Below are 25,477 nucleotides of genomic sequence, written 5' to 3' on the forward strand. Positions count from 1 at the left end.
GGTCTGAGAATTTCTTATTTGTACCAGACGTAATTACACCTCATTATAATAAGAAGAAGTCTGAGGCTGATGCACAACCAACGCCAGTTATACATTTAACTATAGCTCCTAAAGTGACTTTCCGCTTTTTAATATACTACAAACGGGAAGATGTTGGAAAACCAATTTGTGACACATTACCCTTAGTTATTATGAAAGGTATAGGCGCTAGATCTTCTGTTGGATATTCATTATTTGAATTAACAAAAGTGGAGGTTGTGAGGTAAGATGCCGAAAAAGAGTAGTTCATCAAAAATTGGTGTAAATGAATTTGTTAAATATAAAGTTGCGGCTATCTTACATGATCCACCTAATAAGCCTAGAATAATAAGTGAGGGTCATCATTTATATATAGGCCATGAAGATGAGGCGCATATAATAGCCTCAAATTTATCATGTGTCTTTCCAAAGATAGATAGTTTAGTAGATAACTATGTTAAGGATACGTATGTTAAGAGAGCGGACAGACTGGCATCTTCTATTGATAGATACTTAGGTAGTATAGTATATGGTGAAACTAGCTTATTTAGAGAGAATAATATATATTTAAAGAATTTATTACAGCCTAGTTTATGTTTAAATATAAGCAATTTATGTTTTCCATTATTTTCTAAAGGGGATTACGGTCAACAATTTATTAACTCTTTAATAAAACTACTCTCAAAATTAACTCCTAATCTAATGTTGCCGTATCAAATTTTTTACCTAATTTATGAACTTCTTTGGATAGATTTACAGTATTCTACTGGACCGCCAGAAACTAGAAACCCTACTCACACAATTTTCGATCATTTATATGCAACTGCTGCAATGATGAATTGGATATTAACGTTTAAAGGTCAAGGAGGAAATAAAAGGAAAGCCTATTTGCTGGGTATAGATACTGTAGGAGTAGTAGACTTCATAAGCAAGGGAAGGAAGACCAGAGATTTATGGATTTCAAGTTATCTAGTCTCTTCACTCCTCTGGTACGTTTTAACGTGGTTTATAGAGGAATACGGACCCGATGTAGTTATATTCCCGTCGTTAAGGTTCAATCAGTTCTATGCTTTCTATGTCCTAGAGAAATTAAGGAGAGAAAGAATAGACGAGAATGTAATTAATGAGATTAAGGATCTGGTAACTAGGTACATATTTAATGGTGATGAACTCTTTGAAAAGATGAGAATTCCTCCATATCCTATAATCCCCGGGAGAGTTACGTTAATTTTGCCAGGGTTTAAGAGAGAGGGAGATGGATATACTTCAATTACCAGTAAAGATAGCAATTACTTTGTATCAGTAATAAACGATAAATTTGATAAAGCATGGAAGAAGCTCATCAACGCGTTAAAACTGTACTCTAGTTTAAGAAAAGAAGATAGCTTCTTGAATTTAGTATATAATGTATTGACGAAAACTATGGATATTGTATATATTCCTCCTTTGAAAATACGTGTAAGGCAAGTCAGCGTAGAAAAAGGGGAAATTTTTGGCAGCAATAAGCTTTCTCCAGATTCTTGGAAGGTTTATGATAAAAAATATCGCCAATTAGTTAGCGAATTTAAGAAGGATAAGCTAATCAAGGTAGCTCCAGAATCTCACCTAAAGCTCTTTTGGCTCACTAAAGATGGAAATCTACCTCAGTTTGGCGAGAAATCGAAGAGAGGTTACGAATTCTGCACTTCTTGCGGTGTTTTGCCTGCAGTAGTTATAATGCCATCAGAGGAAGGATTTGAGGAAAAAGCAGTAAAAATGGGCTTAGCTAAGGACGAGAATGACGCTAAGAAATTAAGGAGCTTAATTTCACCTGGAGAAAGGTTATGTCCTTGGTGTTTGGTAAAGAGAGCCTTAGGAACTGAACCGAGATTATTGAGAGTATTACTTTTGGGAGACCTATACGATATTAATGAAATTGTCAATGAAATTCTGAACGATCAGAAGGAGATCGAAATTCCGTCCACCAGCGACATTGCCTCAATTGATATTCTTGAGAAGTTAATTGAAAAGAAAGATGAAATATGTAAGGAAGAAGGTCCTATACAAGATTTTTGTGGTGATAGTGATAAAAATAGAATCTCCATGTGGGATTGGTTTAATAAAAATAAGGACAAAGGAATAAATTTAAGCCTAGACCCTGAGAATCATTGGTTTAATGAAGATAGGCGGTCTTATTATAGATCATTATTTAAGCGTCATGAAATTGCTTTTCCTTCTCCTTATTATGGTTTAGTTAGGGCGGATAGTGATTACCTAGGCGATTTATTTGAGGGTAAACTTACGCCATATTTGTCTGGGATTATCGATTCTGGAGATTATGCAAATATAGGCGAAAAGAAAGACGAAATTAATAAAATTCTTAAATTTTATCTAATAAAAGCTGGGAGCGGGAAAATAACTAGCTATGTAAGTTCTATCATCACTTCTCTCTTAGAAGATAATGATTACACTAAAGCTAGCAGGATAATGCATAACTGCATTAAAGACCCTGGCAAATGCTATGAACAATTTAGAGCTAGCAAAGAATATTTCACTGAAATATTCAAAGTGGGAAGAATCATAGTTACTCCTGCGTGGCACGTTTCAATTTCTGCTGCTCTTAACAGAGGATTATTAGCAGAATTGAATTTGATAAACAAACACAAGGGGTTTGTAATATACGCCGGAGGAGACGATTTGCTCGCAATGTTGCCGGTGGGAGAAGTCCTAAACTTTGTTAAGGAAAGCAGGAGGGCTTTTGCAGGGAGTTATAATGAGAAGTTAGGCAATATGTGCTTAGAAAACGGCTTTGTAAGGTTTAATAAAGCTTATTATCCTTCGTTGCCAGTAGTGGGGAGGTCATACTCAGTTATTATAGCTCATTATGCAGACCCACTATCTATGGTCGTTAATGATTCTTATAATCTTCTCGAGGAAGGAAAAGAGATGATAAAGTATAAAGCAAAGTATGAAGGCGAATTCAAATACGTTAAGAAAGACGTCGCGATATTTAGATATCAAGGCTTGACCTCAGTAATTCCCTTATCGTTAAAGAGGCCTATAGTGTCCTCGATATCGGATTTCAGCTCTATAGCCTCTATCTTGGACTTAATATCGGATTTGAAGGAAAAGATAGATAAAGAAAAGATCTCCACTTCGTTACTTTATGATTATGAAAATTATAAGGATTTAATCTCATCGGACAATAGTGATGGCCACCAAATAGCGGATAGTATATTAAAATATTGGATTAAGAGGAACTCGCAGAAGAAGAAAGAGATAACGGTTGAGTTTGATAAGGAATTTTTCGACGTTGCCTTTAGTGTGTCTGATAATCTAATAAATATTCCAAAAGATCTCGTTTCTAATATTGTCTATACTCTTAGAATAATTTACGGAGGTGAGAAATAGTGGTTGTAAAGAAAGTTCTAATTAAACCTTTAGAACCTTTAATGTTTAGGAGCCAAGGTGAGTTCGAGCCCTTAATCACGGGTTCTCATACTTCAGCACAGTCGTTAATAATCCCCAGACCTTCAACAATTGCAGGATTATTTGGCTACATCTTATTTAACGGCACTCCACCATCTAATAATGATTGGCTTAATAACGTGGTACATCTGCTGGGTAACATGACTATTTATGGAACTTTAATAGAAGCAGATGGTGAATATTTATTCCCCCTAAGGATGGGCAACTTGTTTGCATTAGTTAAGCAAGAAACTCTCTTGAGTTTACCTGAATTACTGAAGGGAGGAGAAGAGTACGAAAAATGGGAGAAAGGGATTTATGATATATTTTATGAAAAGAACATTCTGTTTAAGCTCATAGGCTCTCAGGATAGAATAGGAATAAGTATTGATAAGCAAACGAGGACCGTTAAAGAGCATTATCTTTATACGGCAAGGTATATTTCTTTCAAGGAGAGAAACATAGCGTATGCAGTCTTCACGGACTCCGATAAAAGTGACGAAATGAACGGAAAAGTGATCAATTTTGGAGGAGAAAGTAGGGTAGTAAAGATTGAGGTTGTAAATTCTGATGACGTTATTAGTGAGGGTGTTAACGAGGATTACTATTTAGCCTTATCCCCAATTTTAATCCCTGACGATAGTCTCGATGATTTTCTGGATAACGTCGCAAAATACGTCGCTATGGGTAAAGTAGACAAGATAACCTTAGGATTTGATATTTCAAGAAAAAGGAGAAAGGAGATGATAACTGCAGTTCTGGAAGGTAGCGTAATTAAGAAGGATTTTCTTGAAGCGTTTAAAGGAGATGATAGGTATGAAAAGTGTCAGAAAAAAGAAGATCATAGGTTTAAAAAGTATCAGAAAATAGGATATAATACTATTACGCCTTTAAATAAGTTAAAACTTGGGAAAGTTAACATCTATTAATAGAGCGCATATTTACTATAGTGAATTTATAAAGTAATAAACTATTTGAAACGTTAAAGAGAACTTCGTCTTTCATATATCTACTATCCCCAATCTCCTTTGCTCACGTTTTCTCGTGACTCCTTTACCTCTTCAAAGGTAAAATATTCCCTCTCTTCGACTTTGGCTTTCTACTTTCTAATTCTGTAGGTTACTATTATGTCAGTTAAAAATACTGTGGAGTAGACAACGTAGAAGACCTCTTGGTTTGTGTAAGTTTAGAATATGAGAATCATAATTTAACATAAGACTACAACGTAAAAAGATGATCGAAAGTTCGTGGAAACGAACTACATAAAATCATTATAAAGTCATTAGGTATACGCTTTACCTCCTCTTACGCTCAATCTCTCTTTTACCACTGAATAACACTATTTCACGTGTAAAATTCTACTTTAACGTACTTAATAGCAACGTCATGCTGCTTTTTATCTCCAGTTATTAATTTTTCTCCTTTATTTTCTGCAAGTGCAATGTAGAGCGAATCATAGATCGGTATTTTTTCCTTTAAAGAGATTTCCATTGCTCTCTGAAGGAAATCTACACTTTCATGAACAACTAATAACTGAGGTAAGAGTTCTTTAACAGCCTTTAAAGCAATTATGGAGTCTTCGTACTTCATCATACCTAGTAGCACAGTCTTCTTCCATATAGCGTTAGAAACCTCAACTAGGGCTAGATCTAACGTTTCTCCTCCTCTTAACAATTCCTCTAACTTTTCCCAGCCAAGTTCCTTAGTAATTATCTTAACCAATATTGAAGCGTCAATTATTATCCCTATCTTCCCTCACCAATCTTACACCAACGGGCTCAGTTTCAGGCAAGGAGGAGATTACTTCGTGTAATTTCTTCATAGCTTCTTCTTTTTTCAATTCCTCTATTTTTTCCCTTATAAATTTCTCTATTTCCTCGTTCCATTTCACATTGTATTTTTCCATCTCCTCCCTTAATTCTTTGTCTATTCTTAAACTGTATACGACTTTCATAATATATCTTACGTATACGTAGATATAAAAACCTCTCCACTGCATTTAATATTAAGCGTCAAAATCTCTTTACTAGATAGTGTCTGTAGTTCAGAGTTGTCTTGCCTAAGCTTGTCTTAGGATATTCCTAATCTAAATAAGGCTAATGGAGGGACAACTTTATCTAAATGAAAGCTAAACAATACCGGGGATTCAAGGGGCGTAACCTCGCTTCTCTCATCTAAATGAAAGCTAAACAATACCTATCACTATTCCTAACCCCTATTCCCCTTCCAGTGCTTACAATAAAGTCTCTCGTCCCTGAGGGCTAAAAAGAGCTGTTTCCCCAAACTAACGGAATTTCCATTCTCGTCCTCGAATTTACAGCCTAACAGCTCAAGGAAAGTTGAGGAAACTATCTTATTTACTAACCCCTCTAGCTTCTTTTGGTCGCACTCCGCCACGATCGAAGACCACCCAACTCCTTTCAGCAGAAATTTCCCCTCTTTGACTTCAAAGGAAAAGTTCCTCATAATAGTACCTAGGTCAACTACTCCTTCAGTACTTCCTAGAAAATACTCAGTAAAACTTGATAGAAAAAGAAGTCTAAATAGAAAATATACAAAATATTTCCTTTCCCTCTTTAAAGTATTTCGTGTACTGACACCTAAAAGACGGTATAATAAAAACTAAGTAATTAAAGCGACTTTCCGTTCCTTAAACTCGCCAGCTACTTTTAAAAATCAATATCCTTAGCCACTATGAGTGTGGTAATGGGTTAATGACGACATTATCAAGGAACAGCATCTAAGAGGGAGAAGAAAAAATTGAAGTGTAGAGTACAACAGTTGAGTCATTGAGAAAATTTTCAGTAGTTAAGATGGATGTAGAAAGTGCAGAAGGGTCTGACTTTCATTGAGGTTTCATGAATTTGTATTCAACCTCTAGCCCTTATCCCCCCGTCCTGCCCCTCACGCCTAGGTATCGTTAACTACTTGTAAAGCTCGTAATACTCTTTATACTGCAACTGCTCGTTAACCAATGGAGCATTTTTTCCGCGATAGCCTTTAAAGAGCAATTGATATCCGGCCTCCCTCATTGCAGTTAAACGACAAATGTAGTTTTTACGAGAACACTTAATTCTAGGGACAGAAGTAAAGTACATATTACCTTCATTCAAATGCTCTACAATTACCTTAACTTGTGACGCAGCTGCTTTCTCTCCTTTAGAAAAGCCCAACTCTCTAGGTAAATAATTTCAATCCAGAGGTACTTTTGTGTGAATATCATCGTTATATCATTGTACTATTAATTTCTTTACAAATTCATGAATAGTATCGCACATCTTTGTTGCGTTTTCAGCATCAAATTTTGAATATAATTCTTCTGGCGGTGTTCCAGTTTCTTCGTCTCCGTGAATTGCTGGTTCTCTTTCACTTCTTAAAACTCTGGAATAATATGCAAACTCATCTATCTTCTCTTGGAACCATGCGGGGAATTTATTCCTCTCTTTCCTAAGGAGAGGCCCTACGTCGTGAAGTTTCGGAGGTTCTACGCCTATATGCCTAAGTGCTGCTTTAAGGAGGAGTTCTACTGCTTCTTGGCATTGCCTGACAGTATAAGGATAGTTTCCTTCATTTAATGCTTCCTTAGCATGCTTAATTCTTTCCTCTGCTTGTCTAATATACGATTTAGCTAAATCGTAATTATTCAAGCACGTCACCGAAGTCGATTATTTCTCCAAATTTGTAATCCCTCTTCCTCCAATACCAAGACTTTTTAGATAGCCAAACTCTCTCAAAGCCCAATTCCTTCAGTCGCTTCTTAGTTTTTTCCAGAACCTTTCTAAAGAATCCGTTTCTATCATAAAGAATTATTGCGTCCTCAGTCATGTCCATGTAAATAGGAGAAAACCTCATAGCCTCTTCGGGAGTTTTGAGAATAGGAGAGAAAGTCACGTAATATCCCTCGTCCATAAGCCTCATAATATCGTCGTCAAGCTTCCTTTCAACCTTATCAAAGAGGATTACCCTTTCAGTTATAGTTTTAGGCAAATCTTTTATAACAAGTAGTAAATCTATATCGCTGTCCTTCCTATTATCCCCCCTTGCAATACTACCATAAAGTACTACGGAAATGAGCTTGTCTTGAAACTCCTCCTGAAGAAGCTTAGTAAGCTTTTCTAATAAGCTCTTGTAAGGTTCCTGCATGAGATATAATAGTTATGGTGACAATAAAAAATATTCCCTTTTTGAGACTAGTTTGTAACTAAGTAATAATATTTTCAGTTAAAAATATTATTTCAAAATAGATAATAAATACAATTTAATTAGCATTAGTATAAGAAATAATTTATATCCATAAAGGGAGAGGATTTATTACATTAAAGATTTTAAGCGTAAAATAGAATACTCATCTATGAGTAATTCATTAGAGAGGTATGCTGAATTCCTTGAGGATTATGCGAAATACTTACTTAATAATAAACCTATTATCGATATTCCTTTATCTCCACAAGAACTAATTGATGAAGCTTCTAGGATTAGAGCTAAACTAAAAGTAAGGTCAGAAAAAGGCAAAATCGTAATAAATCTAAATGAAGGTGAGATTATTTATTTTATAAAATTCTTGGGAGAGGTTATGTTTTCCTTTGATAAGCTCTACAGACCATTAAAGGTAGAAATAGAGATAAAAGAACGTGTTGATGAGTCTATTTTTAACGAAAGTCAAAAGAAGTGCAAGTCAATAAAATATGACAACGGTTTTGTTGAAGTGCTTTTGGCAAAAGGTGATGTCGAACATTGGGCGCACATTGAGGGAGAGGTTGTGTTTTCCTTTGATAAGCTCTATAGACCATTAAAGATAGAAATAGAGATAAAAGATTTAATGGATAATGAGAAAGTATTAAAAAGTGCTGATCTTATCTGACCATGCTAAAAAACATTTGGAAGATATTAAGCGGTATTTAAGTAAATTTAATGATCCAATAGATCCCTTAAGTAATGAAGTATTAACATTTTTAGAAAAGGAATTCCTCAAACTCCTAATTTACGTCTAGGCGAATCAGAAAGATGGAGAATAGTTCTTCACTTTAGATCTTGTGCGAAAATAAGATAAGTAATAGCTAAAAGGAGCAGTGAGTTAATTTTAGTAACAGTACATCCAGATCCAGATACTCAAAACTGTATAGAAATATGATGTTAAAATAGAATTCTGACCTAAATAATGTCACATACTATAATTTCTATTCTTCTTCCAAGATCTTATTACTTTCTTATCTGTAATATAAACTAGAAATGTCTTTATCTTCATATACTTAATATACTTATACTTGATCGAAAATAACTTTTCCTTAACAAGAATCTTATCCGTTCTCTAATTTTCTATAGCCTTTTTCACAATAACTGCAAGTGGATTAAAGGTGGGTTATAACTCATGCTAACAAAAGAGAATATAGGGAGTTTGCCAAAAAGTCTGGTTATGATACTATGAAAAAAGCAGGAGGATAGTTAAAATTTGTAATCATTTAACATAGACGTAAATTTCGTTTTTATTCCAAATGAATATTAAAAAGTCTATAATATCATGTTGGAAGGATTTCTATTCCTTAATAAAACTACACGTGATCTATAGTTATATATTTACGGTTTTAAATGAAATATTCTTTACATGATCAAATACAGCTGTAAAGATAAAAGTTACTGCAAGTATTAATATTACGTCTTCTAAAGGAATTGGAGTTACTAGAATCCCTAATGTGGAAATTAATATTACAAATATTATTACAAATATTATATCTATTATACTACTAGTGAGAAGGAATTTAATTGACCTTGATGACCACATACTTCTCCTTTCCCTAACCATATATACTGTAAATTGTCCGCTGAATACTAACATATCGAATATGAAAGTATGTATCTCATTAACATTTAGTTTCGATATATTATCCCCTAACTATAGCGTGGAAAAATGACTCGATAATCACTAAAAATGCCAATGTAAGAGAGGCTTTAACGATTTTTCCTGCATCTAATCTCTCTGGTTTCTAAGTTATAAGTATAAAAAATGGATTTTTATGTAAATACTAAATCGGAGGATATCACTATGAAGTCTATGTGAAGAGGAGGAAGGCACAATGAAACTCCCCATGTAGTGGCTGGAAGTACATAATCCCTAGTTTAGGCGTGGTGATGAGCTAAGTGAATAAATTAAAATTGTTAGTCATGACGAAAGTTTAATTCTCCTTACAAGTACCTTATATTTATTACTCTCTTCCCAGACTTTAAAAGGTTTATATTATCGAAATCTCTATCAAAACTTAACAAGAACTGTGTACTTAGTTTATCCATCGAAGAAAGTGTAGTACAGTCCGTAAAACTTAATTTCCTCTCGTATTTAACAAGGTAATCTAGGGCATTAACAAACACTTCCCAATCTATTAGGAATATGTTTAATTCACCTTCTTTCACCTTTTCCAAGATCAGTTTAGCTACTTTAACGGCATAGTTTTTATTAACGTGATATATTAGGAAAGTTATGAGCTCGTCAAATATGTAATCGGTAATTACAGCCTCATACTCTTTTATTTTTTCAGACAATTTTAAGGCCTTTTCATGATTCACATCGTTATTGTTTAGATAAGCTATGAAGTATGATGTATCTAATAGAAGCTTATCCATAGACTACATCATCAATTTTTTCTGAGGAATCCTTATTCATTTCCGTGATTAGGTTGTTGAATGCAGCCATGTTTAACGTCTTCTTATTCTGCTTATTATTTTCATATAATTTGATAAGGAATTCTAATACCTCATTCAGGCTAATGTCTTCACCTTTTTCTGCCTTAAGTTCACCGGCAATCTTCATTAACTTCCTTTTTACATCATCTGAAACTTTAATTGTGGTGTAAGTCATAAGTATACTTTGTATACCTAGTATTAAACTTTTTCTCTTTAATACTCAGAGTGAGCAATAATTTCACTCATGAAACTTAGTTTAAATTTCCTAAATCCTCTTTCATCAAACATAAAAATATTTAATAAAAAATCATGTCTATTAATCTGCATTAATTGTGAATTCTTTTCACAATAAACGCCGTTTATATCATTATCATAAGTTTTTACTACAAGAAGTACTTAAAGTTTAAATGAGTGTGGACAATAATTTTGTTAACCTAAAATGAATTATTTGAATTGTTTGTGCTCTATTAATAGAACATTGATGATAATACCTTTTTAGGGTGAGCACGGGAATTACTTTAAGGAATGCTTGAATACTTAGTATTATTATCCCTTCTATGCCACTAGTTAAAAAGAAGCCTAAAAATAATACTGTGGAAGTTGAAAGTAATGAGATTATAATAGTATTTCTTGACTCGATACTGTCAGTTAAATGACCAGCTAAAATGTAGGATATTACTAATATGGGATAACCAAGAGAGTAAAAATATAATAACTAATAGTGTTGATAAATGATAAAAATCATAAAGAGCTATTCCAGTATAGGTCCATATTGCTGTTAGGGAGGAAAATCTTATAACATTTATGGAAAAAATAATCTTATCTTTCATAAAAGTTCATCTAATGGATGATGTATAAATCTACCAAAAATTTTCGCAAATATATAGTTGAGCGTGATCTTGAGTAGACATATTCTAGACATTAATCGATCTCTATTTATTTGTAGGTAGGAGGCGTATTACATCAATGTTTACCGATTTTAAGTACTCACCGCTACATTCCGTGAGCGTATTAAAAATCAATAAGAAAATATTTTCAACTGATAGTAAATGTTTCTGATATTTCAATTTACCTAAGTTATGGAGGTCATTTGACTTACCGTGTGTGATGGTTCCAACGGTGGTTTTATGTTGAATAGGATTCGCGAGACTTACTAAAACTCCTCATAAACGTCTATGAATTTCTCGTACCAGTTCCTATATTCACTTTTTGTTACTATATGGAATTCGAATGGATCTCCTATGTCTAATTCTCTCTCGATAATGACCTCAATGTTTACTTTATCCCATACGCTTTTAGCCCTATCAGTGATTATTAGCACGTCTACATCACTATCATCTCTATAATCCCCCCTTGCAACAGAGCCGAAAAGTATTACCCTACACTCGGGATCCACCTTTTTAACGCAGACCTCTTTAATTAACTTCACGTAACGCCTAGCGTTATTAAGGAATTCTTTCCTCTTATCCCACTTCCTTTTAAGATATTCCCAGCTCATTAAATATCACCTCTACAACTTTTAACGCTTTTTCAACAGCCTCTTTATCGTAATTAGTAGGTAAATATCTTGAGGCAATATAAGCTTGTTTTAACAAATCTAAGGTAGAGATTTCTGCGTTTAAGACCTCTTTAAGCTTCTTGTTCTCCGTAAGCTCTATAATTCTCTTCAATAAGTCTACTATGTCATGCGTTTTTGGGAAAGAACCCGTTAATTTGGAAATGTAGTATTTTAGACCTAGCTGTAACGCCTGCTCTAATGAAAATAATGCCAAATTATACCTACCATCACGTAGTAGAAGCTTGGCGTAATTTAAGAAATCCAGTGCATTATTTTTTAAGAACTCCATAATTTATAAAACTGTATAGGACTTATAAATCATTATCCTATTTAGGATGTGGATAACAATTTTTTATAAATCATACGAAATTTGTTTTTAACTCGTCATTAGGTTCATGCGAGAAATCCTCTAAATCACAAGAGTTTTCTGAATTCGATTCTTGTAACCCATTACTTCTCGTTTAAAACCCTCTTAGCCTCTTCCAACATTTCCTTAACTCTATTTAAATATGAGGTGATATCAGAAGTCGTTAACTTAGCTTCATGAAAGCCCCACACGTGGAGGAAATACACACTACTCCATCCGTCTAATACCCAATTACCCAGCTTAGTTGATATAGTACTTGAAGCATTACCGAGCGTATAAGTATACCACCTACCCTCCTTAACGGCTTGCTGGTGCTCATGTAAATTAAACTTCTCTGAAAGGGCCTTAACTACCTCTTCTGCTGCTTTATAAGCCTTTTCAGAAGCTTGAACCGCATCACACTTATCTAAATACTTAAAGGCTTCAGCCATATATTTCTCAGCCAACTCAATTCTCAACTTTATGCTCTCTTTAAGGTCGACACGGGACAAAGCTGAAAGTATTAACTCCTCGACGTCAATGCCCTTTTCCTCAGCCCACCTTATTACCTCCCCCATAAGTTAAAATCTCCCAAAGAGATTAAAAAACTACAGAATGTCAAACTTACAGAGGAAGGGTTAATAAAGCGGAAAGTTTAAAAGTATAACCATATCCATGCCTCTTGGTCACCTAGCTCTTATTTGGCAAACTACGGGCAACGTTATAGTTAACCAGAATTACGATGCTATTAATGAGTCTCTCTAGATAATGAAGTGATGCCTTTCCTCTTCTTTCGAAAAGGTTTATAATAACCCAGAGTTACTTGCCTTTATGCGTAAAACAATTATAGCGTTAATTGCTTTAACTCTTGTAATTTTAGCTTCTCTATTCTTTTTTTATATAGGTATTAAGACGGAAAAGAGTATACAGAAGAGTTTAAGTACTACTACAACTGCGAAGGCTACGGAAACACAGCCCTTAGTAATTACTCGTAATGGAATAGAGGAGAAAGTGTCCTTGGGATTTGATGGAGAATACTATGTCTTCGTAAACTTTACTAACGTTGGTCAAAAACCCATTGTAATACATACTATCAGCCTGTTTTCACCTAATTCCACAATTACTGGATCCTCCCTCCCGGCAGTTCCATTCACCATAAAAATATTAAACTTTAACAACGGAAAAACTTACGCGTTGTTTCCTTCAGGAGTATTCTTCCCAATCGTTGCAGTAATAAACTTCACGTTTTACCCTGGTGAGACGATTTGGTTTAAGTATATGATATATTACGTTTGCAACATGAACTTCTCAATATTTTCTCCATTTGCATTCTCACATTTAGTAGTATTACCGCCAGGAGAATATAAACTCTTAATTAATTCCTCTCTTACAAACACTACAATATGCTTACCTTTTAATGTTAGTATACCTTTAGGAGATTATGTTTTTGGCAAAAATAATACAATTTACGCAATATTACCACCTAACGTATCACAAGTTGAAATAAACGGAATCATTTCGAAAGTCATTTTTCTAGGTAATTTCACCTATGAAGTGGTAAATTCGCAAGAGATATTGAATAACCTTGGATTGAACAGCACTGGAAATTCCACCGCGGTGATACCAATGGAGATAAACGTATGGATTAACGGTGAGGAGTACTGCCTGTATGTTATAGGTATTTCATATACTCCTAGACTTATTTAACCGATTAAGAAGTTATGCCTTTTCAACTCATAATTGTTTTATTAATCCGATAAAACACACAATATCCTTTGAAGGGTAAACCAGTTAGCTATGGTATCACCTATATACAGTCGCCAGTTTCCGTAGACCTTTAATGAATCGTAGAGTTCCAAGCTTAGATAACGCTACAAAATACTCTCTGAAAGAACGTAAAATGTTGGGAATGTAGATGAGTTAGGAAAGGGATACTGCTAAACCGGTGATTCCTAACCCTATCGACTGTTGCATCCCAAAAGGGATTGAAAGGGATAGGTGACGGCGTTAAAGTGGTGTAAGCTATTATGTGTAGCGTCCCACCTACTGTAAAGCTCGTAATTTTTGTAAGAAAATCGAAGATTCCGTAAGTAGTTTTCAGATGTTTTGTGGATTACTCATTAATTTCCATTAAAATTAAGCGTTAATTTAAAAGCAGTGTAATTTCTAGACAATAAACTACTTGTGTTTTCGTACATATCTTTTCATCATTAGCTTTGATAAAGAGACCTGCAAAACCCTTCGGGTAAAACTTATATTAGTGGGTTTCGTTTGGGGTAAATATGAAGAAGGAGTTTATACTAAAGATTGACGATAGAGGTAGAGAGTGTGGACAACATTTTCACTCATTTGAAATATTTACATTTATTATCACCCCCTTATCTAACAAATACACCGGGCAGTAAAGGATGTTATAGAAAAGGAAATAGGTTGCGAACCATCTCTCGATCGTCTTTGCGTTAGAGTTCCAAGGGAAGTGTTTGTCCATTGGTGAAAGCCTATGTTTGACACTCCTAAAACCTTGTTCCGCATAGTCCCTTTTTCCGAACGTTACCCTCTTGTGATTCACGTTAAGCCAAGTGAAAGCGTTGTATATTGAAGCACCATCGTGCAAGTAAATTACCTCGTCCACCCTCTTGAAATACTTACTAGCTAACTCCTCCATGCCCCTCATTGCAGTGAGAATTACTAGCACGTGAACACCACTCCTAGCACTCCTCACCATGAAGAAAGGCACAGCCCTAGTCTTAACATCCCTAACAATCCACAAGTAATAATCCCCCTTAACACTCAAAACCTTAGTCTCATCAACAGCATAAACCCCACTCAAAGAAACAACATACCTAACATAACTCAACCTCCTAAAATAGTACAAGAGTGTAGAATGCGGTAAACTAACCCTCCAAGAGGACAAACCACACAAGTATTCTGCCAACGCTTGGGCTACTTGCTCTCTAGTGTAAAACCTTGGCTTAACATTAATATACTCAAATAACAATAATACAATTTGGGTGAGCACGGGAACTTTCCACTTGATTCCCATGTGCTCACCAAGATAAAAACCCCGTGCTCACCCTTAAATAGTATTACGCGAAAACAATTTCTTACAGAACGAGAAAAGATTGTTGAATAAAATTATATTAAATTAACAAAATTGTTGTCCACACTGGAGGTAGAATAACGATACCTAAAGAAGTTAGAGAATTATTAAAAAGCAAGAGACTTAAATTAAAAATAGAAGATGGAAAAATTATACTGGAGCCCGTGGTATTAGATGTTAACAAGTATTATGGTATATTTAAGAAGGATATAGGAAATGAAGACATAGATGAGATATTGAATAAAGCACTAGCAGAGGTATTATTAAATGACAAATAAGGGAAAATATTTTGACGTAAATGTGTTTGTATATTACCTTACCGGAGATAAAACTTACGGCGAAAGAGCAAAAAATTGGTTAAGCGTGGAAGACTATAAATATACTTCTGTTGTGACTCCGTTTTTATTGACCGTCGTATCAGCTAAAATACTTGGTAGGCCATTAAAGGATTACGATTTTATCAAAACAATAAATGAAGCACTGGAGAGCCTAGGAATAGAATACTTAGAATTGCCGGAATGGAGTAAAATTATGGATAACGTTAAAAGATATGATATAGATCTAGAAGATTCGATCCACGTTACGACTGCATTAGAAAACGGGCTTGAAATCATATCTAGTGATAGCGAGTTAAAAAAGAAAGTAAAGGCTGAATTTTAGTCAATGAAGATTCTTAATTTATAAATAGGTTAACTGGCCTAGGCCTTCTGCAGTTCTCTACAGCAAGAGGAGTACACGATCCAGAATTTCGCTGGGTTTTAGTCTAAGGATAAGTTAGCTCGTAAAAGAATTTTCGTTTGTTAAGAGAGTTAAGGGAAAACGAAATGTTACAAGGGTGATTTTACTTTACGGATTTATCTCAGGAACTAGTGAAGATAATGATGTAGAGTATTAAACGTACTGAGAATTAATGAAAGGAAGAAAAGGCTGATCAAAGGCTTACATAATAGACACCTGTCACCCTACAGCCTTGGGCTATGGCCATACTGGTCTTTAGACACGTTCACTAGGTTTTCCCATTCTTTTTCCAATTCTTCATTCCAAAAATCATTAAAATACTTCTTAGCATTGTCAATGACAAACTGTACTACGTTTTTTATATCCTTCTCAACCTCTTCTTTATCTTTATAATTAACTAAATTGGGGTCAAAACCGTTATATGAAAAAGAATGTAAAGATAGGGCCTATTCTTACTACTAAACTTACATTATAGCCTAATTTTTCAAGATCATATGAAACTCCTATAAGACCCGTTGTTGAGGAAGAATAACCTATTCTCTCATACCATTCTTTTTCCTTTTCAGGCTTGTTCTGAATTATTTTATCAAAATCCTTTACAATTAAAGCACTTATAAATGCCTTTGTGGAGATAAAAGCCTTAGACGACGCGTTAGTTAAAAGCCCTCTTTTCAACATTTCTAACGCCAACCTACTTTCGACTAAACTTTCCATAACTTTCATGTGGATATAAGATTTGGGATTTTCTTTGTAATCTAATACCTCGTACACAATATTATTACTCTGATTCTCCTAATAATACGTTTTACTGACGTTTATGATCAGAGACTTTTAGTTATTTTTGCCTAGATGCTCGAAATAATAAAAAACGATCTAAATCAAACTCAACTTTCACTCTAATATATAATTTCTTTTAGACTTTGGGTATAGTCTATTGAAAGAGACTTCAGCAGGTGTGAATTAGGAGTCCTACATTCCCTTTCGTTTTCCGGGATAAGCCTTGAATAGAACTATTTGAGTGACCGTACCTTCTTCATGGCTAGTTACTTCTACACCTTTAGTCATAAAGAAGGAGGAAATTGATGAAGGAATAGAGAAATTAGATGAAAAATAAAATATCGGGACGGAAAAATTCTTAGGTTAACCTTTTATTTTTTATATAAGCTTCTCTGCTTTCTGCGTACAGCTAACTAAAGCATTCCTTAAGTCTAAACTACTACCACAAGGAAGGTAGAGACGAGCAGTGGTCTATTTTAATCTCTTGATAATCATCCTTTTTGTCTTAATAAAAACTTCCATATGGGGATGAACTTTACTTCCCCTATCTCGTCTTCGTAGTCCCAGGTTATAACGACTTTTTCCCTCGCCTTTACCTTAATCAACCCCTCAATTTCCCTCTTAGGTATTTCGTCCCTCCCAGAAGCGTAAGTAACTTGAATAGCTTTATCCCCTGTCACAAAGTCTATTTCATAATTATCACCCTTCAAATAAAACAGCTTTCCACCGTTCCTTACCAAATGAATTGCTACTAAGTTCTCCATTATCCTACCCGTTGAGTTATCTAACGCTATCGCAGATATGAAACTTGGGTCAACTACGTAAACCTTTTTTGGTGAAGTCATCCCCTCTCTGGGCTTTGCGGTAAACCTCTCTGAGGTGAGTATCACGTAAGCGTTGATGAGACCGTTAAACCACTCCTCAACGGTATTGTTGCTCAGCTTCAACGTTTTAGACAGTCTCGACAGCGAAATCTCATTAGAGTAGTACTTTATGACATTTACCGCGAAAGCTTTGAACATTTCTACCCTCTTAATTTTCAACCTCTGGACGACGTCCTTGTAGACTATATCTGAGAAAATAGAAAAGACAAGGTCCTCAGAGATCTTTAACACTTCCGGAAACCCGCCCACTTTGATGTAGTTTTCTAATTCCCTCTTTATCAAACCCTCTGAGGGAGTCGTAAATACTCCTCCGATTTCCTCGATTTTGACACCCTTAAACCTCAAGTACTCAGAAAAAGAGAACGGGAATAATACAAAGTCAGTATGCCTTCCTGTTAGGGCTGTTGACAGTTCGCCAGAAAGCATCTTGGAATTACTCCCGGTTACGATTACCTTTTTCCCATCCTCCCTTAACCTGTTCACGAATAGTTCCCACCCCTCGACGTTGTGTATTTCATCAAAGAGGAAGTAATTCACATCTCCGAAGAGTTCGTATATGGCTTTCTCCAGCTTGTGTAAGTCTTCGACCTTTATCCCTGCTAACCTATCGTCGTCAAAGTTAACGTAACCGAAGTCCTCGTTCCTCAAGAGCATTTCAGCCAGTGTAGATTTCCCGCTCCTCCTAACGCCAAGGATAGCTAAAATGTTCGGATGGTTGAGGTACTTTTTTAAATCCGGTACGTCCCTCTCTATTATTCTCTCCCTTTCAAATTTTCTTTCCAGCCTAACTTTTTGGTCTACTAGGACTTGTTTTATCTCGCTCATCCCGTGTATATTCTCACCCTACTTTATATTAACTTATGCAGTATAGTGAACAAGCTTAAGACTTTACTTATGCAGTATAGTGAACAAGAAAAATTGAATAAAAGCTGCACACATCGATTATAATACAAAAAGTGTTGAAGGTATCAGGATTCAATTTACCAATCTTACGTCGCACGTATGGAAGGCTTATTTAGAGAGGTTAATGGGTTAAGACTTGGTAGCAGACCATTGTAGGATTAACGAAATGGGACAGTTAACATCATTGGCTATGAATTAATGACAATGTAAGGAGAGAGATAAAATTTATCTTCTGTTCTAAGGAGACTCTCACACTTCGTTTCTCCGGAAAAAAGATTTGGAAAAGGCCACGGAAAATATCACCGAAGGAGTAATGATTCTCCCAGCCTCAGAATACTCCCTCAAATATAGAGAACCTACTCCATGACCATTCATTAAGGTACCGTGCGATAATAGTTGGTTTCGTAGTTGCATCATTTGAGTACTCAGATTCTCAGCAATTTTTTATATGTTTTTAAAGTAATGACTGTTATTTTAGTTAACATGTAAACACTGTTCAGATTGAAAACGAAACTCGATCCTAATCTATTTATACAATTTGTACTTAATTGGCGAAATTATCACCAGCCTTCATTATCGAATGAGAGAACTGGATATAGACAAAGCTTATATTTCACCTTTTCAAAATATTAATTATGAAAGCCCCGCTAATGTTGGGGATACATACTAAGAAAGGAGATAAGTTATTCCTCTACATACAAATTATCTTTTGGCTCGGGTACGTTTTGGTTGATGTCGGGATTTTCTTGAATAAAATACTCTTATTTGGTGTATTAGCTGCAGCTTTAATGTCAATCTCAATTATCCTAGCTGTAAAGTCATACCCCTATCTACACTTCAGAATAACACCGGAACGGGTTGAGGTAGGTAGGTTAAAGATACCTTTAGACAGAGTAAGGGAGATAAGAGTATTGAGGATTAGTGACTCTACAGCGGATTTGAGTATAGTTTATGAAGGAGGGGAGAGGACTATTGAGGATGTGAAAAACTGGAAAGAAGTCTTAGAGACTTTTAAAAGATATAAAGAGAGTGTGATCTGAAGTTCAAGAGGTAATTAAGATATTAACTACGACACGTTGACTTAGCTCAGAGGTACTCCCGATTAATAACGAAAGTTGGATTTTTTAACAAGCAAGGGAACGTCGAATAATCATTATGTTTGTAAACCTAGTTTATTTATCCGTCTATTGCCCTAAATGAGATTATCGAGGTTTCTCGTAGTAAGCTTAAGTGTTTATGCTGATATAAAACGACCGTGATGGTATTAAAGTGGTTAATCTAAATGAGATAAAGTCTCTGACCTTCTCCACTTTTCCTATGATAAGAAATTAGGAGTCCATCGTTAAAGAAACACTCACAGCCGGGTTGGAAGTCAGTTCCTCTTAGTTTACAATCAATAATTCTAACCTTGTAGAAATAAAAGTGAATCTTGAGGAACTATATCACTAACAGAGCCATCACTGAACGTGTTTCTAAGGTCTCGAACATAGTCAAGAGAGAGGTGGAAAAGTATATTTAGTAGAAAAGTATACTTTATCTCGTGGTAACTACAATAAAAGTCAAAGACAAGACAAAGCTCGACCTTGAAAATTTAAGGGCTGAGATTTTGCTGAAGTCAAATACTAAGCTGACTTTGGAGGAACTGCAAGACTACCTTATATCCTTTGCAATTGATAATAAGGAGTCATTTTTTGAGTATGTGATGAAAAATTTCAAAAGGAAAAATTATGAGAAAATGAAGGAAGCTATAAAGGATTGGGGTATTGATACTAGTAATATTGACGTCGACAGTGTGATATATGATAATCCTTGACACGAGTTTCCTAATAGCTTTTTACAATAAGAGGGATTCCAGACATAGAGAGGCCCTGAAGATCTTCGACGAGATAGCCAACGATAAGCTAGTTATTTCAGATTATATCTTCGACGAGGTAGTCACGTTTTTAAGGGCTAAGGTGCCATGGATAGCTCAAGAGGTAGGTGAGAATATTTTGGAGAACTTGGACGTGATAAGAGTTAATGATGAGGACTTTAAAACAGCGTGGGAACTGTTTAACAAGTTTGATGAATTAAGTTTTACTGACTGTACCACTTTGTCCCTCTCGAAGAGGCTAAAAATTAAGAGGGTAGTGACCTTTGATCAATCGCTAACAAGAGCATTTGAAAAGATTAATAAGAAATAGCTGAGTTCGAGAAAAGGCACTTTAACTTAAGACGGCGATTCGATACTGCTTCTGAAAAGGCATATAAGGTCGTTAAGGAAGTTATTAAAGCCTTATCAGAGAAGTTTGATTTGCCCCTCTTCAATTACTCCCGTCCTTAGCCATATATTTCCTAGCGAGGGTAAGTCTAAGCTTAATTCCCTCTTTAGGGTCTTTCCTTGACATCGCTGTAATTATTAAATCCTCGGCATCAATCCCCATCTCTTCAGCTCTTTTTATCAACTCTTCCATCATATAAATTACGTAGTTAAGGTCTAAAATATACCTAACCGATTTGCACAACAAGAGTTTCACGATTCATTACGTCGGCTACAAAAACTTCTCACGATTATCGTTTAGGCTATGTCCCTCGGAGTTTCCGTGAACATTGACTCTTAAGCTTTTCTAGGTCAAATGGTTTTTAACTATTGTTAACTAGTATTTCTTATGGAGGAGTTGATAAGGAAGGCAGAAGATATGGGAATTAACGTTGAAGATATACTGATAAGCTTGATAAGTAAGAACGACCCTAAAGAGGAGATAAGGCTTAGGCTTGACCTAGCTAAAAGGTATATGAGGGAATGTGAGGAGTACTTAAATAAGGGTGACGCAATTCAGGCTTCTGAGAAGGCTTATAAAGTCGCGGAAGAGTTGATAAAAGCTTTAGCCGAGAAGTTCAACCTTGAGGAATACCAAAAGACCTTAAGGGAGGGTAGGTGGTATACTTATCTCCTTGTCTCGGCTTCTAGTAAGCTCTCCCAAAAATTGGGGGACTGGGTATTGTCAGGCTGGGATGCTGGTTACTCACTTTATGTATGGGGTTTTCATGAGGCTAAGCTTACAGTAAGTGATATAATACCGAGAGTGGAAAAGGTTAGAAAAATGCTAGAGGAAAGCGAAAAAAACTTACCAACAATTAGTCTTTGACCTCCTAAGTCGAGCATACCCAAAGGATGTATCTCCTTGAATTACATGGGATTAAATCCTGATTTCTTCAAGTACTGGTCAGATTAACGTGATTCGTACCAGCTTAAGGCTAATTTTTCGTAACGTCATGAAAATGTACTTGGTAGGGTTGATGAAATACTACGTCGAAATTTCACGTAGTTTCGTTGCTTAAACACCTAGTATTCACACATCATTATATGCCTGGATACAATTACTCTAGGTGAAACTGCATTAAGAGACCATAATCCCTTAGATTATCCGTGAGTATTTAAGTACCCATTAACTAGTGCTTATGTTTACGAAGTTGAAGGTAATAATAGTACATGATTGGAAGATGAGTCTAAAGGTGCTGTAAATACCTTAAATTTAGTAAACTTGTCTGAAAGTTAAAAAAATAAAGGAAATGAAATGGGATAGGATAAAGATCAACGGTGGTGTACTTTAAAATCGATATACCTAACCTATTAGCCTCCTTATTTTTATTATGGAGAGAGCAAAACACTCATATCATGATAAAAGTTAAGAGAGTTTACGATCCTTTAGAAAAGGATGATGGAATAAGGATTTTAGTAGGCAGGTTGTGGCCTAGAGGTATCAGGAGAAGCCAAATAGACGTTTGGCTCAAGGACGTAGCCCCTAGTGATGAACTAAGGAGATGGTATAATCACGAACCTGATAAATGGGAGGAGTTTAAAAGGAGGTACTTTGAGGAACTCAGTAGAAATCCTAAGGTTGAAATACTCTTACAGTTAATTAAAAAGGGGAATAATGTAACCTTACTTTATGCCTCAAAATCTCCCTACAATAATGCGGTGGCGTTAAAAGAGTATTTAGAGAAGGTATTAAAGGTTTGAAGTCCATTCTATAGGTCATGTATAGAACCCCCTTTGAAGTAACACTACTAGTAGAGGATCACCCTTGTGAAGTAATGAATGTAATATCATTAACGGGACTTAAGGCGAGTGTGGAGAACGTTAAGTTAGGAGAACAGACTACGGATCATATAGTTAGTTTCGAAAAGGAGATAGGGAAGAATGAAGTCCTAAAATTAAAGTCAAATAGCGTTAAAGTGCTAAAACTCAGTGAAACTAAAGTATGGGTGAGAACTAGTGGATGTGCAGTATGCAGGATACTTTATACTTCTGATGTAGTCGTAGAAAAAATAAAAGTACTAAAAGAAAGGACTTTACTCTACACTTTACTTGTACCTGCTAGCTCATCATTTAAAGAATTTTTAACCAAATTATCGAAAGAAGGAGTAAAAGTAACAGTCTTGAACGTCTCGGAGATATCTAGCGCAGAACTAACTAAGAGGCAGATGGAAATTCTCCAATTAGCATACAAGCTAGGCTATTTTAATGACGAAAGGGGTATTACATTATCTCAATTAGCGGATAAGTTGGGAATAAGTGCTCCGACTTTAGAGGAGATATTAAGGAGAGCTCTTAGAAAAGTTGTAAAGTATTATTTGGATAAACACTGATATAATTGAAAAATGATGACATTAACTAAAAAATCATCTATTATTATACGTACTTAACAATCCTTTCCTAACATGACTATGTAAATTACTCAGGTCTCTATTACGAGAAATAATACTACGGGCTGAACAAGTGACAGAATTACTATGGGAAGGAGGCAAAGAAGAAATCGTATCAAGAAGTTATGGGGAGTTTTATTGGCTAAGTATATGAGGAATTTTGATACCCTCTGAACATTATGTAAAACCCCTGGGGGTTTTACTAAGGGGGTATTCGAGAGTCTACATGCGTTTTATGGCTAAAATTTTATGGTGTCTAGGAGTTGATTGAAATGCTATGTATAACTCCCGTCTATTTATGGTTTGGATAGCCTAAAACATTAGGTATGTTTTATTAAAATGCCCCCGTTATAAAGGATGTTGTATGGAAGTCATCACAGTTGGATCCGTGTGCAATTCGATATCTCGCGAGGAACTCGTCCCATCAGTTATTAATGCTCTTCAGAAGAGGGTCTTAATTAGACCTCCTCATGTTTCGTGTTTGATATTAAATTTAGAACAGTGGGTAAAAGTCTACATACGTTCACGGATTATCATTACCGGTTTTCCTATTATCTACATCTTTCCAAGGTGTGTAATTCTATTGTTTTTTAATACTTACTTAAAGCAGGTGATTAAATGAAAATGAGAGTGAGAAATCACGCCTTATACTTTGTAGGAATCTTGTCTTATGTAGTTTCATTAATTCCATTCTTTGGAGTTAACGTAACCAGAGCTCTACTGTTGATCCCAGTAATAGCATATACTCTGCCTATACTTGAGCACTTACAACCTAAAATCATGACTTTAAAGATTGACTATAAGGATATACTGTTAATACTTTTAGCTGCAATTCCCTACATTTTTATTGAAATTAATAATGTAATAATGTATATAATTGTACCAATAGTGTTATTAATAGTAACATTGACTTTCTATTTTAATAAAAATACGTTGTGGGGAAACGTTCTTGGCACGACATTTGTAGTCTCATTGTCCCTAGTTTGGGCTTTATTTGAGGGCAACCAGTTTCTTATACCCGATATTTATTGGATATTATATATATTCGAGGGGGCCCTATACGTAGAATATAAGATACCTTATCGGAGACTCGATAAATCTATAGTCCAAGCATCTTGGATATTATCGTTAGTAATACTTACTTTGATTAGCTTAAACACTCCCCTATTACTTGTGTCGTTGATAGAACCTTCAACGAGGTTTTTAAGACCCGGAGAAAAGTTAAAATCACCTAAAGAAATAACACTTCTCGGTAGGAAGGGTTCTAAAAGGGATGTGATCTTTGTGGTCTTATTAATATTATTGTCCTTGTTGTCACTTCTTCACTATTAATCAGTAAGCACGAATATTGTAATACCATTCGAATACGTGAAATAGGTACCTTTCTACCCTTAAAACAGTTAAAGACAAAATAGATGATGCACAAAACATGTGAGAATCTCCTCTCCGTAAAACAAGGGAATTAGTCCCAAGTTAATCCATAATAAATATTGACACGGTAGAAATAAAAATACTTTATCTCAATATTTTATAATGTTGAAACAATGACATAATTAAATCAAAGGAAAATTAAACATCGATCACTTGTATTATAGTTAAAACTAACAACAATAAGAATGATAGATTAAAAGGAGAGGTGGTAACTGGTTGACGACAAGGAGTTTTACCCTTAAAGATTTTATACAGACTATATATTACTTTATATACTTTTCATCAAAGAATTTATAAGCTACGAGAGCTAATATTTGTCGTGACAGTCATTAGCGTAGACTTAGGGGACACATTAGTCTCCTTTACGCCGAGACGGTATGAACTTATATATGAAATCCTTAAGGACCACGGTTATACATTCTCGCTGAGGAAAGTCTATAGAGCTTATGTAAAAGTAATGGCTAAACACAATTTTCCCGACGAAAACGGAGTTAACCCCTTCGATGTAAGGGATTTCCTCTACGAACTGGGCATAAAGCCCACTGATGAAAAACTGATAATGGAAATTAATGGGATTAAGAGAGGAGACGAATATTTCCTCTTAGAGGACGCGGAGGATTTCTTAGAGTGGGCTAAGAGTAAGGGATACAAAATTGTTCTGGTGTCTAACGCTACGCCTAGGGCTAAAAAAGTAGTCGAAGAATTGGGTTTGAACAAGTACTTTACTCACACAATCTTTTCTTTTGAAGTGGGGTTAGTGAAACCAAACCCTAAGATATTCAGTATAGTCACTAGGAGAGTAGGAATCCCGATATACCATGTGGGTGATATAATGGAAATGGATTATGCGGGGGCTGAGAGGAGTGGACTCAGAGGGGTCTTGCTAAACAGATTTGGTTTTTACGATTTCG

Annotated in this window: 28 protein-coding genes and 4 pseudogenes; 16 read left to right on the forward strand and 16 right to left on the reverse strand. The window is 35.3% G+C overall.

All coding sequences use genetic code 11. The features are described 5' to 3' along the window. The 3 genes and pseudogenes from WIW89_RS00740 to cmr3 all read left to right on the forward strand — a co-directional run. A pseudogene (locus WIW89_RS00740) lies at positions 1 to 266 on the forward strand (type III-B CRISPR module RAMP protein Cmr6); the annotation flags it as partial. Position 267: 1 nt separating this feature from the next. Further along, positions 268 to 3,408 carry a type III-B CRISPR-associated protein Cas10/Cmr2 gene (cas10, locus tag WIW89_RS00745; RefSeq protein ID WP_337719384.1) on the forward strand — a complete coding sequence of 1,047 codons (3,141 nt, stop codon included), beginning with the start codon at positions 268 to 270 and terminating at the stop codon, positions 3,406 to 3,408. Next, positions 3,408 to 4,394 carry a type III-B CRISPR module-associated protein Cmr3 gene (gene cmr3, locus WIW89_RS00750; RefSeq protein ID WP_337719385.1) on the forward strand — a complete coding sequence of 329 codons (987 nt, stop codon included), beginning with the start codon at positions 3,408 to 3,410 and terminating at the stop codon, positions 4,392 to 4,394. The genes cas10 and cmr3 overlap by 1 nt, the downstream gene beginning before the upstream one ends. A gap of 415 nt (positions 4,395 to 4,809) precedes the next feature. Here cmr3 and WIW89_RS00755 read toward each other — a convergent pair whose 3' ends face one another. The 6 genes from WIW89_RS00755 to WIW89_RS00780 all read right to left on the reverse strand — a co-directional run bounded on the left by WIW89_RS00755 (position 4,810) and on the right by WIW89_RS00780 (position 7,608). Beyond that, the gene (locus WIW89_RS00755) at positions 4,810 to 5,187 is read right to left on the reverse strand and encodes a type II toxin-antitoxin system VapC family toxin (RefSeq protein ID WP_337719386.1); all 378 of its coding nucleotides are present in this window, start codon (positions 5,185 to 5,187) and stop codon (positions 4,810 to 4,812) included. A 10-nt stretch (positions 5,188 to 5,197) separates the two neighbouring features. After that, positions 5,198 to 5,419, reverse strand: coding sequence for a type II toxin-antitoxin system VapB family antitoxin (vapB, locus tag WIW89_RS00760; RefSeq protein WP_337719387.1), 222 nt, complete (start codon positions 5,417 to 5,419; stop codon positions 5,198 to 5,200). Between the two features lie 254 nt (positions 5,420 to 5,673). Next, the gene (locus tag WIW89_RS00765; RefSeq protein ID WP_337719388.1) at positions 5,674 to 5,931 is read right to left on the reverse strand and encodes a hypothetical protein; all 258 of its coding nucleotides are present in this window, start codon (positions 5,929 to 5,931) and stop codon (positions 5,674 to 5,676) included. 458 nt (positions 5,932 to 6,389) lie between these two features. Next, positions 6,390 to 6,638 carry a hypothetical protein gene (locus tag WIW89_RS00770; RefSeq protein ID WP_337719389.1) on the reverse strand — a complete coding sequence of 83 codons (249 nt, stop codon included), beginning with the start codon at positions 6,636 to 6,638 and terminating at the stop codon, positions 6,390 to 6,392. Positions 6,639 to 6,695: 57 nt separating this feature from the next. Then, entirely contained in the window at positions 6,696 to 7,112 is a 417-nt protein-coding gene (locus WIW89_RS00775) for a HEPN domain-containing protein (protein WP_337719390.1), read from the reverse strand. Next, positions 7,105 to 7,608: a nucleotidyltransferase domain-containing protein gene (locus tag WIW89_RS00780; RefSeq protein ID WP_337719391.1), complete on the reverse strand. Its 504-nt coding sequence runs from the start codon at positions 7,606 to 7,608 to the stop codon at positions 7,105 to 7,107. The genes WIW89_RS00775 and WIW89_RS00780 overlap by 8 nt, the downstream gene beginning before the upstream one ends. Before the next feature lie 208 nt (positions 7,609 to 7,816). Here WIW89_RS00780 and WIW89_RS00785 point away from each other — a divergent pair, with 208 nt between their 5' ends. Then, positions 7,817 to 8,326 (forward strand): hypothetical protein, encoded by a 510-nt coding sequence (locus WIW89_RS00785; protein ID WP_337719392.1) that lies wholly within the window; start codon positions 7,817 to 7,819, stop codon positions 8,324 to 8,326. Positions 8,327 to 9,031: 705 nt separating this feature from the next. On the opposite strand, the pseudogene WIW89_RS00790 reads toward WIW89_RS00785, so the two are convergent. The 6 genes and pseudogenes from WIW89_RS00790 to WIW89_RS00815 all read right to left on the reverse strand — a co-directional run. Continuing rightward, a pseudogene (locus WIW89_RS00790) lies at positions 9,032 to 9,446 on the reverse strand (plasma-membrane proton-efflux P-type ATPase); the annotation flags it as partial. Between the two features lie 199 nt (positions 9,447 to 9,645). Then, positions 9,646 to 10,080, reverse strand: coding sequence for a type II toxin-antitoxin system VapC family toxin (locus WIW89_RS00795; protein WP_337719393.1), 435 nt, complete (start codon positions 10,078 to 10,080; stop codon positions 9,646 to 9,648). Beyond that, positions 10,073 to 10,315 (reverse strand): hypothetical protein, encoded by a 243-nt coding sequence (locus WIW89_RS00800; protein WP_337708076.1) that lies wholly within the window; start codon positions 10,313 to 10,315, stop codon positions 10,073 to 10,075. The genes WIW89_RS00795 and WIW89_RS00800 overlap by 8 nt, the downstream gene beginning before the upstream one ends. Positions 10,316 to 11,293: 978 nt before the next feature. Beyond that, on the reverse strand, positions 11,294 to 11,638 hold the full coding sequence (locus WIW89_RS00805) for a nucleotidyltransferase domain-containing protein (RefSeq protein ID WP_337719394.1): 345 nt from the start codon (positions 11,636 to 11,638) through the stop codon (positions 11,294 to 11,296). Beyond that, a complete protein-coding gene (locus WIW89_RS00810; protein ID WP_337719395.1) occupies positions 11,619 to 11,987 on the reverse strand; it encodes a HEPN domain-containing protein in 369 nt (122 codons plus the stop codon). Before WIW89_RS00810 ends, WIW89_RS00805 begins: the two co-directional genes overlap by 20 nt. A 161-nt stretch (positions 11,988 to 12,148) precedes the next feature. Next, positions 12,149 to 12,622, reverse strand: a complete 474-nt coding sequence (locus WIW89_RS00815) for a PaREP1 family protein (RefSeq protein ID WP_337719396.1) — start codon at positions 12,620 to 12,622, stop codon at positions 12,149 to 12,151. Positions 12,623 to 12,875: 253 nt separating this feature from the next. On the opposite strand from WIW89_RS00815, the gene WIW89_RS00820 reads away from it, so the two are divergent. Beyond that, a complete protein-coding gene (locus tag WIW89_RS00820; RefSeq protein ID WP_337719397.1) occupies positions 12,876 to 13,751 on the forward strand; it encodes a hypothetical protein in 876 nt (291 codons plus the stop codon). 634 nt (positions 13,752 to 14,385) lie between these two features. Here WIW89_RS00820 and WIW89_RS00825 read toward each other — a convergent pair. After that, positions 14,386 to 15,087, reverse strand: a complete 702-nt coding sequence (locus tag WIW89_RS00825; RefSeq protein ID WP_337719398.1) for an IS6 family transposase — start codon at positions 15,085 to 15,087, stop codon at positions 14,386 to 14,388. A 101-nt stretch (positions 15,088 to 15,188) separates the two neighbouring features. Between WIW89_RS00825 and WIW89_RS00830 the strand changes: the two genes are divergently transcribed. Further along, positions 15,189 to 15,422, forward strand: coding sequence for an AbrB family transcriptional regulator (locus tag WIW89_RS00830; RefSeq protein WP_337719408.1), 234 nt, complete (start codon positions 15,189 to 15,191; stop codon positions 15,420 to 15,422). After that, positions 15,412 to 15,804, forward strand: a complete 393-nt coding sequence (locus WIW89_RS00835; protein ID WP_337719399.1) for a type II toxin-antitoxin system VapC family toxin — start codon at positions 15,412 to 15,414, stop codon at positions 15,802 to 15,804. The genes WIW89_RS00830 and WIW89_RS00835 overlap by 11 nt, the downstream gene beginning before the upstream one ends. Positions 15,805 to 16,106: 302 nt before the next feature. Here the strand turns inward: WIW89_RS00835 and WIW89_RS00840 are convergent. Together WIW89_RS00840 and WIW89_RS00845 are read right to left on the reverse strand one after the other, a co-directional pair. Beyond that, positions 16,107 to 16,653: pseudogene (locus WIW89_RS00840) on the reverse strand (PaREP1 family protein). Between the two features lie 497 nt (positions 16,654 to 17,150). Next, positions 17,151 to 18,368: an ATP-binding protein gene (locus WIW89_RS00845; protein ID WP_337719400.1), complete on the reverse strand. Its 1,218-nt coding sequence runs from the start codon at positions 18,366 to 18,368 to the stop codon at positions 17,151 to 17,153. Between the two features lie 713 nt (positions 18,369 to 19,081). Between WIW89_RS00845 and WIW89_RS00850 the strand changes: the two genes are divergently transcribed. From WIW89_RS00850 to WIW89_RS13545, 4 genes are all read left to right on the forward strand, one after another. Beyond that, complete coding sequence (locus WIW89_RS00850) at positions 19,082 to 19,486, forward strand: DUF3093 domain-containing protein (protein ID WP_337719401.1); 405 nt, start codon at positions 19,082 to 19,084, stop codon at positions 19,484 to 19,486. A gap of 500 nt (positions 19,487 to 19,986) precedes the next feature. Further along, complete coding sequence (locus tag WIW89_RS00855; protein WP_337702620.1) at positions 19,987 to 20,259, forward strand: hypothetical protein; 273 nt, start codon at positions 19,987 to 19,989, stop codon at positions 20,257 to 20,259. Then, entirely contained in the window at positions 20,246 to 20,629 is a 384-nt protein-coding gene (locus WIW89_RS00860) for a type II toxin-antitoxin system VapC family toxin (protein WP_337702622.1), read from the forward strand. Before WIW89_RS00855 ends, WIW89_RS00860 begins: the two co-directional genes overlap by 14 nt. Then, positions 20,626 to 20,769, forward strand: a complete 144-nt coding sequence (locus tag WIW89_RS13545; RefSeq protein ID WP_443294901.1) for a PaREP1 family protein — start codon at positions 20,626 to 20,628, stop codon at positions 20,767 to 20,769. Before WIW89_RS00860 ends, WIW89_RS13545 begins: the two co-directional genes overlap by 4 nt. On the opposite strand, the pseudogene WIW89_RS00865 reads toward WIW89_RS13545, so the two are convergent. Next, positions 20,765 to 20,902 (reverse strand): annotated as a pseudogene (locus tag WIW89_RS00865) (PaREP1 family protein); the annotation flags it as partial. The gene WIW89_RS13545 and the pseudogene WIW89_RS00865 overlap by 5 nt on opposite strands. Before the next feature lie 192 nt (positions 20,903 to 21,094). On the opposite strand from WIW89_RS00865, the gene WIW89_RS00870 reads away from it, so the two are divergent. From WIW89_RS00870 to WIW89_RS00890, 5 genes are all read left to right on the forward strand, one after another. Continuing rightward, positions 21,095 to 21,574: a PaREP1 family protein gene (locus WIW89_RS00870; RefSeq protein ID WP_337719402.1), complete on the forward strand. Its 480-nt coding sequence runs from the start codon at positions 21,095 to 21,097 to the stop codon at positions 21,572 to 21,574. Positions 21,575 to 22,104: 530 nt separating this feature from the next. Next, complete coding sequence (locus WIW89_RS00875) at positions 22,105 to 22,449, forward strand: DUF488 domain-containing protein (protein WP_337719403.1); 345 nt, start codon at positions 22,105 to 22,107, stop codon at positions 22,447 to 22,449. A 17-nt stretch (positions 22,450 to 22,466) separates the two neighbouring features. Then, a complete protein-coding gene (locus WIW89_RS00880; protein ID WP_337719404.1) occupies positions 22,467 to 23,078 on the forward strand; it encodes a helix-turn-helix domain-containing protein in 612 nt (203 codons plus the stop codon). A gap of 675 nt (positions 23,079 to 23,753) precedes the next feature. Beyond that, a complete protein-coding gene (locus tag WIW89_RS00885; protein ID WP_337719405.1) occupies positions 23,754 to 24,467 on the forward strand; it encodes a hypothetical protein in 714 nt (237 codons plus the stop codon). A 418-nt stretch (positions 24,468 to 24,885) separates the two neighbouring features. Further along, on the forward strand, positions 24,886 to 25,477 hold a 592-nt coding region (locus tag WIW89_RS00890; RefSeq protein WP_337719406.1), incomplete at its 3' end, for an HAD family hydrolase.

The organism is Stygiolobus sp. CP850M, assembly GCF_037389425.1.
Taxonomy (GTDB): domain Archaea; phylum Thermoproteota; class Thermoprotei_A; order Sulfolobales; family Sulfolobaceae; genus Stygiolobus.